General features: G+C 71.0%; 13 protein-coding genes and 1 pseudogene. 4 read left to right on the forward strand and 10 right to left on the reverse strand.

All coding sequences use genetic code 11. The features are described from left to right. Positions 1–1,796 precede the first annotated feature (1,796 nt). Both AB0K09_RS19950 and AB0K09_RS19955 read right to left on the reverse strand, forming a co-directional pair. Positions 1,797–2,606 carry a matrixin family metalloprotease gene (locus AB0K09_RS19950; RefSeq protein WP_366066705.1) on the reverse strand — a complete coding sequence of 270 codons (810 nt, stop codon included), beginning with the start codon at positions 2,604–2,606 and terminating at the stop codon, positions 1,797–1,799. A 286-nt stretch (positions 2,607–2,892) separates the two neighbouring features. Continuing rightward, positions 2,893–3,630, reverse strand: coding sequence for a transposase (locus AB0K09_RS19955; RefSeq protein ID WP_366066706.1), 738 nt, complete (start codon positions 3,628–3,630; stop codon positions 2,893–2,895). On the opposite strand from AB0K09_RS19955, the gene AB0K09_RS19960 reads away from it, so the two are divergent. Continuing rightward, the gene (locus tag AB0K09_RS19960; RefSeq protein WP_366066707.1) at positions 3,613–3,792 is read left to right on the forward strand and encodes a hypothetical protein; all 180 of its coding nucleotides are present in this window, start codon (positions 3,613–3,615) and stop codon (positions 3,790–3,792) included. The genes AB0K09_RS19955 and AB0K09_RS19960 overlap by 18 nt on opposite strands. Before the next feature lie 63 nt (positions 3,793–3,855). On the opposite strand, the gene AB0K09_RS19965 is transcribed toward AB0K09_RS19960, so the two are convergent. From AB0K09_RS19965 to AB0K09_RS19985, 5 genes are all read right to left on the reverse strand, one after another. Next, complete coding sequence (locus tag AB0K09_RS19965; protein WP_366066708.1) at positions 3,856–4,284, reverse strand: hypothetical protein; 429 nt, start codon at positions 4,282–4,284, stop codon at positions 3,856–3,858. A 236-nt stretch (positions 4,285–4,520) separates the two neighbouring features. After that, positions 4,521–4,742 carry a hypothetical protein gene (locus AB0K09_RS19970; RefSeq protein WP_366066709.1) on the reverse strand — a complete coding sequence of 74 codons (222 nt, stop codon included), beginning with the start codon at positions 4,740–4,742 and terminating at the stop codon, positions 4,521–4,523. A gap of 414 nt (positions 4,743–5,156) precedes the next feature. Further along, complete coding sequence (locus AB0K09_RS19975; protein WP_366066710.1) at positions 5,157–5,813, reverse strand: hypothetical protein; 657 nt, start codon at positions 5,811–5,813, stop codon at positions 5,157–5,159. Between the two features lie 87 nt (positions 5,814–5,900). Next, positions 5,901–6,023, reverse strand: a complete 123-nt coding sequence (locus AB0K09_RS19980; protein ID WP_366066711.1) for a hypothetical protein — start codon at positions 6,021–6,023, stop codon at positions 5,901–5,903. A gap of 375 nt (positions 6,024–6,398) precedes the next feature. Further along, positions 6,399–6,536 (reverse strand): hypothetical protein, encoded by a 138-nt coding sequence (locus AB0K09_RS19985; protein WP_366066712.1) that lies wholly within the window; start codon positions 6,534–6,536, stop codon positions 6,399–6,401. A gap of 234 nt (positions 6,537–6,770) precedes the next feature. On the opposite strand from AB0K09_RS19985, the gene AB0K09_RS19990 reads away from it, so the two are divergent. Continuing rightward, positions 6,771–7,193, forward strand: a complete 423-nt coding sequence (locus AB0K09_RS19990) for a DUF3592 domain-containing protein (RefSeq protein WP_366066713.1) — start codon at positions 6,771–6,773, stop codon at positions 7,191–7,193. A gap of 162 nt (positions 7,194–7,355) precedes the next feature. Here AB0K09_RS19990 and AB0K09_RS19995 read toward each other — a convergent pair. Further along, a pseudogene (locus AB0K09_RS19995) lies at positions 7,356–7,997 on the reverse strand (glycosyl hydrolase); the annotation flags it as partial. A gap of 209 nt (positions 7,998–8,206) precedes the next feature. Between AB0K09_RS19995 and AB0K09_RS20000 the strand changes: the two are divergent. Together AB0K09_RS20000 and AB0K09_RS20005 are read left to right on the forward strand one after the other, a co-directional pair. After that, entirely contained in the window at positions 8,207–10,240 is a 2,034-nt protein-coding gene (locus tag AB0K09_RS20000) for an acetoacetate--CoA ligase (protein ID WP_366066714.1), read from the forward strand. A gap of 164 nt (positions 10,241–10,404) precedes the next feature. Continuing rightward, positions 10,405–11,256, forward strand: a complete 852-nt coding sequence (locus AB0K09_RS20005; RefSeq protein ID WP_366066715.1) for a hypothetical protein — start codon at positions 10,405–10,407, stop codon at positions 11,254–11,256. A gap of 68 nt (positions 11,257–11,324) precedes the next feature. On the opposite strand, the gene ptsP is transcribed toward AB0K09_RS20005, so the two are convergent. Together ptsP and AB0K09_RS20015 are read right to left on the reverse strand one after the other, a co-directional pair. After that, positions 11,325–12,995 carry a phosphoenolpyruvate--protein phosphotransferase gene (gene ptsP, locus AB0K09_RS20010; protein WP_366066716.1) on the reverse strand — a complete coding sequence of 557 codons (1,671 nt, stop codon included), beginning with the start codon at positions 12,993–12,995 and terminating at the stop codon, positions 11,325–11,327. 65 nt (positions 12,996–13,060) lie between these two features. After that, the gene (locus AB0K09_RS20015) at positions 13,061–13,510 is read right to left on the reverse strand and encodes a PTS glucose transporter subunit IIA (protein WP_366066717.1); all 450 of its coding nucleotides are present in this window, start codon (positions 13,508–13,510) and stop codon (positions 13,061–13,063) included. Positions 13,511–13,985 lie beyond the last annotated feature (475 nt).

A 13,985-nucleotide genomic window follows, 5' to 3' on the forward strand; every position in this document is an offset into this window, starting at 1 on the left:
GCACCGCGACCCGGACACCGAGGCCGCGCTCCTTCAGTGCGAGCCGGCATCCCTTACCCGGGTACGGGCGCGGGCATCACGGCCGCCGACTACCACCAGGCGGTGCCCGTGGTCGTCACCGAGCTGGAGCGGATCACCGCCGACCCGGCCGGGGCCGCGGGCGCGGTGTGGCGCAGGCTCAGGCGAGATCAGTGGCAGATGCTTAACCAGGCCCTGGACAACCCGGACGGCGACGAGCCGTACGCCGTCCAGTGGGAGCAGGCCCGCCGCTGCCAGGCGGAGGAGGCCGCGGAACGCGAGGCGGCCGAAGCGGAGACGAAGAAGGGGCGCGGCCTGTTCGGGCGTCGCCGGCAGCCCCGGCCGATCGCTGCGCAGCAGTCTGCAGCAGTCTGCGGTGTCGGCGATGCGTCAGGGCCGGGCTCGGCAGACGGCACGACGGCGCGGTCCTGCGCCGGCGGGGCGGTGGGCGGGACTTTGGGTTCCTGGCGTGCTTGTCGTACCGGGGGTCGGCGGCGTGCTGAAGGGGCGTGCGGGCGAGGGGTGTGCCCTGGGCGAGGGTGGGGCCCGGGCCCGCCCGGGCTGGGCGGGAGACAGACGGTCGGGCGGGAGCGGCTAACGCACCCGGCAGCAGGGGGAGGGGGCCACGCGGCGCGGTTGGCCGGCCGGTGGCCGGGTCAGTGCCCCGGTGGGCTGGCCGCCAGTGGGCATCGACCCACAACTGGACCTCGTCCGGGCCCTACCGCGCATGGCCAGCTCTTTCAGACCCCCACGGCCAACACCTACATGCCGGTGGGCATCCCGGCCGGCAGCTGATCGGCGGGCGTGATCGTCAGTGGGCGGCCATCGTCCATGGCAACGTTGACGAACCTTGGGGGAGACAGAAGGACGAACGCGTTAGCGTCGACCGACGCCACCCTGCCTCCGGCAGGACAGCTGGTGGAGCTGCTCCGACTGGCCGTGTGGGGCCCGCTGGCCCCGAGGCAGGCTGACGGGCGTATCGTCGGCTGGCTGGCCCGCACCGTACACGGAGGACGCGGCGCAACGCCGTGCTTCAGCTGCTGATGGGCGGCGAGGTGATCCTGGCCCAGCGGACGATGGCCGCGGCGGCTCCCGGGGGTGCTGGACGCGGAGTGGGCCCATGTCTGCGTTCTGCAAGTGCCCATGGACGCACGGGAGGGGGTGGCCCGTGAGTGCGGGGATCGTGTCGGGGATCGCGCCCTCGTCGTGCCCTGCCCCGCGTTCGATAACCATGTGATCGTGGTCGTGCCGGTCACCGACGGAGTGACGGCGGACGGTGTGATCTCGGCGCTGTCCGCATACGTCGTTTCCCGTGCGGATGTGTACATGGGGCTGAGCCGGCGCCATGCTCTCGCGCACGTCTTGCCCGAGGTGGTGACCAGCTTGCGGGCGATCTCGGGGACGGGGGTCCGGTTGGCCCGCAGGGATCGCGCGTACGCGGCCATGTCGTCGTCGACAACCTTCGGTCGCCCGCCGTGCCGGCCGCGCTCGCGGGCCTGGTCGACGGACTGGCGTGTGGTCGTGATGGCGGTGAGTGCCGTGCTGGTGATGCCCGCAGCGAGCGCGCCGCGCAAGAGCCGGCGGCGTTTCCGTGCGAGCTGCCGCCATTTTTCGCCCCTGCGCCCCACGTACCGCCGAGCATCTGGTGCCCCGTGCCAGAGACGGGGCCGGAGTTCTCGTACGGTAGCGCCGCGCGCACGGGCTGGAACAGCGAGGAGACAGCCGAAGGCACCAGTGGTCAAGCGTTGCCGTGCCAGTGCCGGGAGGCTGTTTCCGCCCTACGGATACAGGAAGAGCGCTCCCTGGCGATCGTCGTCCGCCAGGTTCCGGTGCGTGGAGTTGTCGTCGATGGAGGGGAACATCACGGCGGTGGGATCGCTGGAGTGGCCCAGGCCGATGAGGTGCCCGATTTCATGGAGCGCGACGCTCTCGACGTCGAAGGCCCCCGGCTGCGCTCCGATGCACCAGGTGGACTCGCCGTTGTCGAAGTGGAGGGGCTGGGGCAGGCCCGGGGTCAGCGTCTCGCAGTCGGGCGGCAGGTCGGCGTGGGCGATGGCGCTGCCGGTCATGTCGAGATCCGGATCCGCCGTGGGCCGCCAGCCGACGAGGATGTCCGGGCTGTCGGTCGGCTTGATCTCCGCGAAGCTCATTGGCGTGAGGAACGCCACCCAGGTCGCGAAGGCGTTCCGGACGGCCTGGAACTCACCGTCTCCGGAGATGTCCGAGGTGCCCTGGTCGAAGGCGTAGGTGAGTGACGGGTACTCCTCCCAGGGGCCGGTCCAGGCGCAGGCGGCCGAGAAGCCCATGCCGCGCTGGAGGTCCGGGAGTCCGCACCGGCCGGTGTTCATCTGCGACCGGGTGGCTTCGTCGAATTCACCGGTGATGGGCAGGGATTGCAGCCGCTGGTACTTCCGCAGCGCGGCCGACACCCTTTCCGTGAGTGTGTTGTACTCCCGCTTCGCGTCGTCGAGGTAGCCGTACTGGTGGAGGAACGCGAGGACGCTCCCGAAGCCCTCGGGGGAATCCCCGGGCTTCGCCGTCTCGACAGTGGCGATTCTCGTGCGTACGTTTCCAGTCGTGCTGGACATGACCAGCACCTTTCGGGGAGAAATATGCAGCCCGTGGGGCTGCTCCGGACGGAACTGCGCGCGGCCCGCCTGCGCACGGTGGTCGCGGCGGCAGGCCGTATCGGCGGCCGCCGGCGTCACGGACCGGCGCCCTTCCATTCTCGCACGGCGCACACCCCCGCGCAGCCGGGCGCAGGGGTCCGTATCCCCAGGTCGAGCGGCCCTTTTCCGCTGCCCGTCGTAGAGTGGAGAAGCGGGTCACGCCCCCGTGGGGCGACCGCATAATCGCCTGCGGGAAGCGGGCAGTTCACCGAGCCCCGGCCCTCTCCGGGTCCCGCAGTCCAGGCCGAACAGCCACAGGCCTCTTTGCCCAACGCGGCTGAAGAAGCTGTTGCGCATGTGCGCCACCGCACCCGTGCCCATGGACCAGACGCCGGTGACCCTGCTGCGGCGGGAGGACATGGTCGTCCTGACGTGACGTCGTCGCCGGTGTTCTTGATGCGGGTCTTCGGCCGGGTCGGGTTCTTGCCGAGCCGGGCGGCCCGCCCGTAGCGCGTGCCCCACTCTTCTGTGACCAGCCCGACCAGTTTCCTGTGGTGCCTGACGTGCGATTTCTTCCAGGGCAGCACGCATGGCCTCGGTGGCCAGTCCAAGGCGCGTCAGGCCCCGGACGGCGCTCAATGTGTGTGTGGAGTCGGTCCCGCTGTCGGCCTGGTTCCGTGACCAGTCCGGCGGCCTTGATCCTCTCCAGGACGAGGTCGAGGAGCTTGCCCACCCTGTCGTCCTCGGCCAGGCGATCGCGGAAGTCCGTCAGGACGCTGTGGTGGAAGCCGGGATCGTCCAGTTCCATGCCCAGGGCGTATGTGAAATCGATGCGGCAGCGGACGGCCTCGGCGGCCTGCCGGTCGGACAGTTCCAGGAGGAACTGGAAGACCGACACCGTCGCCAACCGGGCCGGGGAGAGCCCCGGCTTGCCGTCCCGCGGGTACCACTCGGCGAAGTCCTCGTCGCTCCAAAGCCCGTCGAGATGGTCACGGATGGCCATGGCGGTGGTGCCCTGGGGGTTGCTGGCTCGGGCGACCTTCAGGGTCAGGACCTCGGCGGCACCTTAAACGAGGTCTGCGAGATGGTCATCAGCTACCTGTCCGGGCTCGACCTGGGCCAGCAGGCCGGCCGCGTCGCCACTCAACCGACCAGCAAGTGCTGAGCTGCCGGAAACACGAAACGGCTCCTCTCCCGGAACGGGGAAGGGGCTTATTTGCGTTCGGGATCAGACGCTACAAGTGCCGTTGCCGGGACCGCTGTTCCAGCCGTTGGAGAAGTCGTGAGTGCTGCCGACGAGAATCCGCGGGCCGCACGTCTTCAGCCAACCCGGGATCACCACGGTGAGGTTGGTCGCGGCGGTGAAGGACCGCCCAGGGGTGTAGGGGGTCCCGGGGACCTGGTACAGGTTGTTCGACTTCCAGGAGACGGGGCTCGGCGCTGAGTAAGGGACCCTGCCTTCGGCGCTGTTGTGCGCCGGGTCGTTCCAGTTCAGATACACAGAGCCCGAGACGTTGTTCTGCCAGCCGTTGATCCAGTCAACCTCGGCGTAGGCACTTGCGCAGTTGGCGTACCAGCCGATGTACAGGTTTCCGATCGTCTGCGAGTCGGTCCAGTTGTTGGAGATCTTGATCGGAGCAACCGGTCCGAGCTGCACAGGGTTGCTGCAGGTGACAGCATGTGCGGAGCTGGCAGGAACGGTTACGAGTGTGGCACTTGCGGCTGCGACGCCAAGAGCGGCTAAAGCTGAGCGAACCCATTGCGCACGGACATCCAGATCCCCCCGGGGCTAGTGACATGAACCCGGCTATCCGGATGCCCGTCCTGGCAGACGCCCGCCGTTGGCGGGAAGAGCTGCCTCTCCAAAACGAGGGAGTGAACGGCGCTGCAGAATCAGGGTGTCTGCTCGGCCTCCGGCTTGGTCAGCCCCGCCTGACGCGCGGTCGTACGGCGAGGTCTCGTGCAGGGCCAGGCTGTATTCGCGTCCTCATTGCCCGGAGAGAACCGGCCCGAGCGGCGGCGTTCCTCCTGGCCGGGCTCGGTCGGGTCCCGCAACCGGCGCCGCCGCCAGTGCGACCAGCGCTTGTAGATCGCGTCCGGGCCCACTGGGTTCACGCTGTGGATACTTACTCCATCAGCTATTGCCGGTGCTGAGTCTCGGCAGCGCTCCCGTATGGCTCTGCCACTCTCGTGGCACCGGGAGCAAGAGTCCGCCCGGCTGGCCGAGGGCGGTGGCGCGTTCGCGGGCAAGGCATCTGACCAGCGCGATCAGCCTTCGATGACACGAACTCACTGGGGAGGTGTTTCCGGATGCCGGATAAGCGGCCGCGCGGCTATCAGCCGTGGTGGCGGCCTCGTCCTCGGACAGTCGAGTTGCTTGGTTCTGCTCACGAGAACCGACAGCAAATGTTCAGCAGTTCCGACAGCACCCTGGCGCAGTCGTCGTTCGATAGAGGGGACCAGGTCCGAGCTCCGGCTTCTGGCCCCACCAGCTGCCCGCCCGGAGTCACGACGGCCCGGTCCGCCGAGTCAGGAAGGCCGGCGGATCCCGTCGCCGGACGACGTGCGGGCGAACCAGGTCCGCGTCTCGTCTGTGGTCAGGACGCGGGTCAGCTCGGCCGTGCCCGGGAGATGCGGGAAGAAGCGGTCGGCGTTCCAACTGCGCCGGTATGTCGGCTCGTCGAGCACGAGCAGGCGGTGTCCATCCACCACGGGGATGTCGTCGGGCAGCCCCTCGTTCCAGATCCGCTCGCCGTCCGCGGCAAGGAGCTCGAAGGCCCCGGTCGTGACGGTCTCGGTGCGTCCCTGGGCGGGCTTGGGGTCCGTGGCCAGGCGGACGCTCTCCGCCGAAGGCATAGTGCCGGGCACGTGGCCGCCGCCGACGAGGAGGTGGGCGAGCAGCGTGTGCAACTGGAAGTTGTCCCCGATACCGCCGATGCGCACCTCGAACCCGGTCCCGGTGGGCTTGTGCAGCACCACAAGGGGCTCGTCGTCCAGAACCGCCAGCGCGTAGGCCAGGCATTTGAGGTCGTGCCGCTCCAGGGCCGCCAGGTCGCGGCAGGCGGGGAGGATCACGGATGCGTGCCGACGGCGTACCTCGGCGCTGCGGCACAGCACGGCCAGCGCGGGCGGCTGCCAGTCCTCGACCGAGCACCAGGCCAGCGCTAGCCGAGTGGCCTCGTACACATCGCCGCTGAGGCGGCCCAGAAGTGCGTCGTCAATGATCTTCTCGTCCGGCTCCGGCAGTTCGTCCTCGGCCGTGCCGGTGACAGTTCAGCGGTGGGCGAACTCCCGGGCGTCGAGCAGGTCCCGGTGGACGCCGCCGAGGATCGGCTCGGCGCAGGCCGCCGGATCGGCCCCGCGCTCGACGCAGAAGCCGGCCGCCAATGCCAGCATCGGCCGCGGGCCCGTGGGTGGGAAGGCGGGGAGCAGGGCCGCCAACGGGGGCCTGCCACAACGCGTTCAGCATCCGACGCCGACTGCACACCGTTCATCACGGCGTTGAAGGCACGCCCCGTGCGATCGCCATCGCGAGCGGCAACCGCCTCCTCCAGCTCGGACACGGTGGCGGCGAGGCCCGAAGCCTCCCGCTTCCTCTTGAAGATCACCGGCACACCTTAGGCCCGAGGTCTGTCCGGCGTCATCAGGCCAGGACCGTTCGAATCTCTCGGACCGCCATCTGCTGTCGAAAGTGATGAACATTTGCTGTCGGGTCTCGTGGACAAAGCCATCCGCGGCGATCACGTCGTGCGAGGCCCAGGGCGTGCGTATCTATTCCGAGGCGGGGTCCTGGAACGCCGGCCGCAGGTAATCCTCCCCGCGGCGCCGGCCGTCCGGTGTCACCCGCTCCGAGGCCACCTCGAAGTAATCCCCGGCGGTCACCGCCTCGTCCAGCAGCACCCTCTCCATGCCCCCACCACCCGCACCGCGCCGAGGTACCGGCGGTGCCTCTCGCCGGCTGCTGGTGACACGGCGCCGTACGCGGCGGCCCGGTGCCGGACTGTTCGGGGGCGGGGCCCGGCGACTGGGGTGCGTGGGATAGCGTCCTCCTCGCTTGTTCGGAGTGAGGGGGACGTCGTGGAGATTCGGTTTGAGAGGCGTGTGCGGGGAGGGCCGGGAGCCCTTCGGTGGCTCACGTTCGGGATGTTCGCCGTCGGGGCGTTGTGCCTGGTCATCGGGCTGGTCTTTGCCGGGGTTTCGGTTTCCTTCCTGACGGATGCGCAGCGGGCCCGGGGCACGGTGGTGGCTCTGGACTGGCGGGAGGACCACGACAGTGGATCTCGCACGGCGCACGGAGACGACGCGCCCGCGGCGTACCCGGTGGTCGAGTTCACGTCGGCGGACGGCACGCCGAGGAAGTTCCGGGATTCCGCGGGTTCCAACCCACCGTCGTACAAGGTGGGCGAGCAGGTCGAGGTGCTCTACCGCCCGGATTCCCCGCAGGACGCACGGATCAAGGGCTTCCTCTCGCTGTGGCTGCTGCCGTTGATCTTCGGCGGGATCGGGCTGGTGTTCACGGGCATCGGCACAGGGTTCGCGCTGGCGAGCCGGCGGCGACGTCGCTAAGGACGCGTATCGAGAGTCGTTTGGTCCGTTTGTCGGACACGCCTACCCTCTGGCCCGTGATCCAGATGAGGCATGACGAGTTGCGCAGCTATCAGGTGGGACCAGTGCACGCGGAGCTTCGCGCGCTCACGGTAAGTGACGACCGTGAAGGTATGCTCGATCACCGCCCGGATCCGTGTTCCACAGCCGGTACGCACCGTCGCGCAGCCGCGGCCCCGCCGCCCTGCCGCCCAGACCGAAGAACCGCGCGTCCGCCGCCACCTCCGACCGCTGCACCCACCGCGGCGCCGGCCGCCCACTGTCCGGCCCGGACGCCACCGGCTCCCACCAGCGCGGCGGCAGATCACGGCGCAACAGCACCCCGCCCGGCGTCCGCACCTCCACCGCGCCGTGCCGTGCCACCGTCACCAGCACCCGCTCCGACACCACCCGCCAGCCACCGTCGGTGTCCGGCTCCAGCACCGCCCGCTCGTCCACCTCCGGCCCCGGCCCCGCCAGCGCGTACGACGGCTCCGGCTCCGCGCCTTCCCAGCCGCAGAACACCGCGCCCCCGGCCGCCACCCGCACCCGCAGCGACGACCGCGCGAACCGCACCACCCCGCCGCCCGGACCCGGCTCCGCACCCAGCGCCGCCCCCGGCACCCGCGCCCGCTCCGCACCCGCCCCCGGCAGCCCCGCCGCGTCCGCCCGCCGGCGCCGCCACGCCGCCCGCACGGACCGCAGCCCCTGCGCCGTGCCCACCGTCTGCACCGTCTTCGCCCACGTCACCGACTTCACCGACCGCACCAGGTCCCGACCGTCCATGCCGCTCACCCTGCCATCCACCACCCCCGCCCGTGCCCCGTTCAGCGCCCGTTCACCCCACGGGGACCGCACCCGTGACCGTCAGGTCCGCCGTCACCTCTGGTGCGGGAGTCGATCACGTGGCATCGTCCAGGGCAGCCCGCGTACACGCGCGTATCCCGCGCGCGTGCGCGGCGACGCCCACGACGCGTACAGCCCGGGAGCCCCAGATGACCACCGCACCGCAGCAGCCCGCCGACCACCCGGAGCCCCTCTGGCGCCCCGGCGAGGACCGCGTCGCCCGGGCCCAGGTCACCCGCTTCCAGCAGTGGGCCGCCGAGCGGCACGGCGCCCCCGCCGCCGTCCCCGGCGACCCCGCCGCGAGCTACGCCGCCCTGCACCGCTGGTCCGTGGACGAACTCGAGCCGTTCTGGCAGGCGGTCACCGAGTGGTGCGACGTCCGCTTCTCCAGCCCCTGGGAGCGCGTCCTCGCCGACCGCGCCATGCCCGGCGCCCGCTGGTTCCCCGGCGCCACCCTCAACTACGCCGAACACGCCCTGCGCACCGCCCAGGACCCCGCCCGCGCCGGCGAACCCGCCCTCGTGCACGTCGACGAGACCCATGAGCCGCGCGAAGTCAGCTGGGCCGAACTCCGCCGCCAGGTCGGCGCCCTCGCACACCGGCTGCGCGACCTCGGCGTACGCCCCGGCGACCGCGTCAGCGGCTACCTGCCCAACATCCCGCAGGCCGTCGTCGCCCTGCTCGCCAGCGCCGCCGTCGGCGCCGTGTGGACGTCCTGCGCCCCCGACTTCGGCGCCCGCAGCGTCCTGGACCGCTTCCAGCAGGTCGAGCCGGTCGTCCTGTTCACCGTCGACGGCTACCACTACGGCGGCAAGCGCCACGACCGCGCCGACGTCGTCGCCGAACTGCGCGACCAACTGCCCACCGTGCGCGCCGTGGTCCACATCCCGCTGCTCGGCACCGCGGCCCCCGAGGGCACCCTGGAGTGGGACGACCTGACCTCCGGCACCGCCGAGCCCGTCTTCGAACAGGTCCCCTTCGACCACCCCCTGTGGGTGCTCTACTCCTCCGGCACCACCGGACTGCCCAAGGCCATCGTCCAGTCCCAGGGCGGCATCCTCCTCGAACACCTCAAGCAGCTCACCCTGCACTGCGACCTCGGCCCCGGCGACCGCTTCTTCTGGTACACCTCCACCGGCTGGATGATGTGGAACTTCCTCGTCTCCGGCCTCCTCGTCGGTTCCACGGTCGTCCTCTACGACGGCAGCCCCGGCCACCCCGACACCGCCGCCCAGTGGCGCGTCGCCGAACGCACCGGCGCCACCCTCTTCGGCACCTCCGCGGCCTACGTCATGGCCTGCCGCAAGGCCGGCGTCCACCCCGCCCGCGACTTCGACCTCTCCCGCGTCCAGTGCGTCGCCACCACCGGCTCCCCCCTGCCCCCCGACGGCTTCCGCTGGATCCACGACGAGTTCCACCGCGAGGGTCCCGACGGCACCGTGGCGGACATGTGGATCGCCTCCGTCAGCGGCGGCACCGACGTCTGCAGCTGCTTCGCCGGCGCCGTTCCCACCCTGCCCGTGTACATCGGCGAGCTCCAGGCACCCTGCCTGGGCACCGACCTCCAGGCCTGGGACCCGCACGGCAAGCCGCTCGTCGACGAGGTCGGCGAGCTGATCGTCAACAACCCCATGCCGTCCATGCCCATCCGGTTCTGGAACGACCCCGACGGCAGCCGCTACCACGACAGCTATTTCGAGATGTTCCCCGGATCCTGGCGGCACGGCGACTGGATCACCCTCACCTCCCGCGGCACCGTCGTCATCCACGGACGCTCCGACTCCACCCTCAACCGGCAGGGCGTCCGCATGGGCTCCGCCGACATCTACGAGGTCGTCGACCGGCTCCCCGAGATCCGCGAATCCCTCGTCGTCGGCGTGGAACAGCCCGACGGCGGCTACTGGATGCCCCTCTTCGTCCACCTCGTCCCCGGCGCCACCCTCGACGACGCCCTCCTCGACCGCATCAAGAGCACCATCCGCCGGCAGCTCTCCCCGCGCCACGTCCCCGACGAGGTCATCGCCGTCCCCGGCATCCCCCACACCCTCACCGGCAAGCGCATCGAGGTCCCCGTCAAGCGCCTCCTCCAGGGCACCCCCCTGGAACGAGCCGTCAACCCCGGCTCCGTCGACGACGTCCGGCTCCTCGGCTTCTACGAGCAGCTGGCCCGCGAACGCCGCTGACGCCACGCCGCCCGACGGCCGTTGTCAGTGCCCCCGGTTACGGTGAGTGAGTACCGATCACACGCGCTGAGGGGGAGAACATGGCGCACACCGGCAACGGCCGCGGACGACCGGGCACACGACGGAACGCACCACGGAACGCGCGGCGGGAGCTGCGCAGAGAAGTGCCCAGCACCGTGGCCGTCCTGGCCGACGAGCGGGACTTCGCCGCCATGCGGCGGTACCGGACCTTCCACTTCGACGACCACGTCAGCTACCTGCGGCAGATCGAAGGGCTGCTGCGCACACTCACCGCACAGGGCACCTACACCAGCGTCGCCCTCTTCGACCCCGAGGACTACGCCGAGTTCTGCGCGGAACTCCACCTGGACCCCGACACCCCGGCCAGCCGCACCCGCTACACCGCCGAGGTGGCCGCCGCCGGCGCCACCGTCGGCTACGACGGCCGGCCCATCGACCACCTGCTGCCCCGCCTCGTCACCGAGGCCGAGCAGCAGGCCACCTGGGAGTACGCCTCGGCCCTGCTCGCCCGGGGCGGCGACTGCTCCCGCTGCGGAGAGGACACCGGCCGGGCCGCCTTCGCCCGGGCCTCCAAGGCCCTGCGACGAATGATCGAAGCCGTCGGCCCCGGCACCCACCACCTGGTCTGCAGCATCCCCGGGGACGGCGCCACCCCGCTCGTCGCCGTCCTCCACGCCACGGCCGGTGGCGACGGCCGGCTCCAGCTCGAAGAGGCCGCCGCCCTCGTCTTCTGCACCGTGCTCGCCGCCGGCATCGCCACCGGCCGCCCCGGCGGCGTCGTCCTGCGCACCACCCGCCCCGGACAGTCCGACACCGTGCGCGGCTGGAGCCTGAAGGGCGCCGACCTGCGCCCCCTCACCGACGCCGAGGTCTTCGACGCCTACTGCACCGACGCCGCCACCGGCGAACCCGTACCCCCGGAGCCCGACGTCGAATACCAGCCGGGCCTCCGCCTCGACCTCGACGAACCGGACCGAGGAGAGAGCGGGCCATGAGAAAGGGGTGCCCCACCACACCGGTGGGGCACCCCTCACATCACCGCCGCGTCACCACGCGGCACGGCTCACTCGCCGGACAGCACCGCCTGCGCCGCCAGCCGGGCCTCCTCCGCCGTGTCCGTGGCGCGCGCGGCCGCCGCCGCACGCTCGCACTGCGCCAGCGTGTGCTTGGCCAGCGTCGCGCGCACATACGGAATCGACGCGGCACCCATGGACAGGCTCGTCACGCCCAGACCCGTCAGTACACACGCCAGCAGCGGGTCCGACGCGGCCTCGCCGCACACACCACAGCTCTTGCCCTCGGCCTTCGCCGCCTCCGCCGACGCGGCGACCAGGTCCAGCAGCGCCGGCTGCCACGGATCCTGCAGCCGCGAGACGGCACCGACCTGACGGTCGGCGGCGAAGGTGTACTGCGCCAGGTCATTGGTCCCCAGCGACAGGAACTCGACCTCCTGCAGGATCGAGCGCGCCCGCAGCGCGGCGGAGGGGATCTCCACCATCGCACCGAACTTCGCCCGCAGCCCCGCCTCGCGGCACGCGTCCGCGAACGCCTTCGCGTCGGTCCGGTCCGCCACCATCGGCGCCATGACCTCGAGGTAGACCGGCAGCCCCTCGGCCGCCTTCGCCAGCGCGGTGAGCTGCGTACGCAGCACCTCCGGGTGGTCCAGCAGCGTTCGCAGGCCCCGCACGCCCAGCGCCGGGTTCGGCTCGTCCGCCGGCGTCAGGAACTCCAGCGGCTTGTCCGCACCCGCGTCCAGCACCCGCACGACCACACGGCCCTCGGGGAACGCCTCCAGCACCTTCCGGTATGCCTCGACCTGCTTGTCCTCGGACGGTGCCTTCTTGCTGTCGTCCAGGAACAGGAACTCGGTACGGAACAGGCCCACGCCCTCCGCACCCGCCTCCACGGCCGCCGGCACATCCGCCGGACCACCGATGTTCGCCAGCAGCGGCACCTTGTGCCCGTCCGACGTCGCACCCGGACCCGACGACGCCGCCAGCGCGGCCTTGCGCTCCTCGGCCGCCCTGGTCAGCTCGGCACGCTTCTCCGGGGTCGGGTCGACGAAGATGTCACCCGTGCTGCCGTCCACGGCCACCACCGTGCCCTCGGCCAGCTCACCCGCACCCGGCAGCGCCACCACGGCCGGCACGCCCAGCGCCCGCGCCAGGATGGCGCTGTGGCTGGTCGGCCCGCCCTCCTCGGTCACGAAGCCGAGCACCAGCGTCGGGTCCAGCAGCGCCGTGTCCGCCGGCGCCAGGTCCCGCGCGATCAGCACATACGGCTCGTCGCTGTCCGGCACACCGGGCATCGGCACGCCCAGCAGCCGCGCGACGATGCGGTTGCGCACGTCGTCCAGGTCGGCCACCCGGCCGGCCAGGTACTCGCCGGCCCCGGCCAGCAGCGCCCGGTACGCGGCGAACGCGTCGTACACCGCGCGCTCGGCCGTGCTGCCGACCGCGATGCGCCGTTCCACGTCGGCCATCAGCTCGGGGTCCTGCGCCATCATGGCCTGGGCCTCCAGCACGTGCTGGGCCTCGCCACCGGCCAGGTTGCCGCGCGCGATGAGGTCGGCGGCCACGGCGTCCACGGCCTGGCGGGCGCGCCCCTGCTCGCGCGGCGCCTCGTCCGTCGGGATCTGCTTGGCCGGCGGCTCCAGGACCGCCGTGCCCATGTGCCGCACCTCGCCGATCGCCACACCGTGGCTCACGCCGACGCCTCGCAGCGTTGTCTCCATTTCACCCGTCTCCGGTCGGTCGCGGCGGACGTCGCCCGCCGCGGGGATGTCGTACGTCGAGCCGCTCACTGCCAGCTGAAGAGCTGGTCGCCGGCCTTGATGTCGCCGTCCTCGCGGACATCGCCCAGCGATTCCACGGTGGCCTCGAGCGCCACGATCGGGCAGACCGGGGACTTGCCGGCCGCCTCGACGTCGGCCGGGTTCCAGCGCACGACGGCCTGGCCGCGCGTGACGGTGTCGCCCTTGTTGACGAGCAGCTCGAAGCCCTCGCCGTTGAGCTGCACGGTGTCGATGCCGAGGTGCGTCAGAACGCCGTGGCCCTCGGAGTCGACGACGACGAACGCGTGCGGGTGCAGAGAAACGATCACTCCGTCGACGGGCGCGACGGCCTCATGGGGTTCGCGCACGGGGTCGACAGCGGTACCGGGACCCACCATCGCGCCGGAGAACACCGGGTCGGGCACTGCCGCGAGTCCGATGACACGTCCGGCGATCGGGGACGTCACGGTGGTCATGGGAAGCCTCCCAGGGGTGGAGATTCATCGCGCCGTCACTACCTGTCCTGGACGGCGCACTGGCCAGAAGCGTATGTCATAGGAACTACGGATTCCGCACGAGCGAGCCCGCCCGGCGACGCAGCCGGGCCCGTAATCGATTTGCCTCGCCCCGGCGGGAGATGTACTGTCGGGTCCCTGCCCACGACCGGCGCCGGCAGTCAACTGCCCGGCGAGGCGAGGGGTGGCACTCCATCGGATACGATCCATTCCGGATCTGCTGCTGTGCATTCGCATGTCCTTGTATATGCGGAAGCGAGCGGTGGTGAAGGGGCCGGAAAAGTCCTGATAGAGTGTGGAACACCGAAGGGAAGCGCCCGGAGAGCCCAGTGAAATGGGATCGAAGGAAGCGTCCGTTCCTTGAGAACTCAACAGCGTGCCAAAAGTCAACGCCAGATATGTTGATAACCCCGTCTCTCTGAGACGAGGTTCCTTT

The organism is Streptomyces sp. NPDC049577 (assembly GCF_040675635.1).
Taxonomy (GTDB): Bacteria; Actinomycetota; Actinomycetes; order Streptomycetales; family Streptomycetaceae; genus Streptomyces.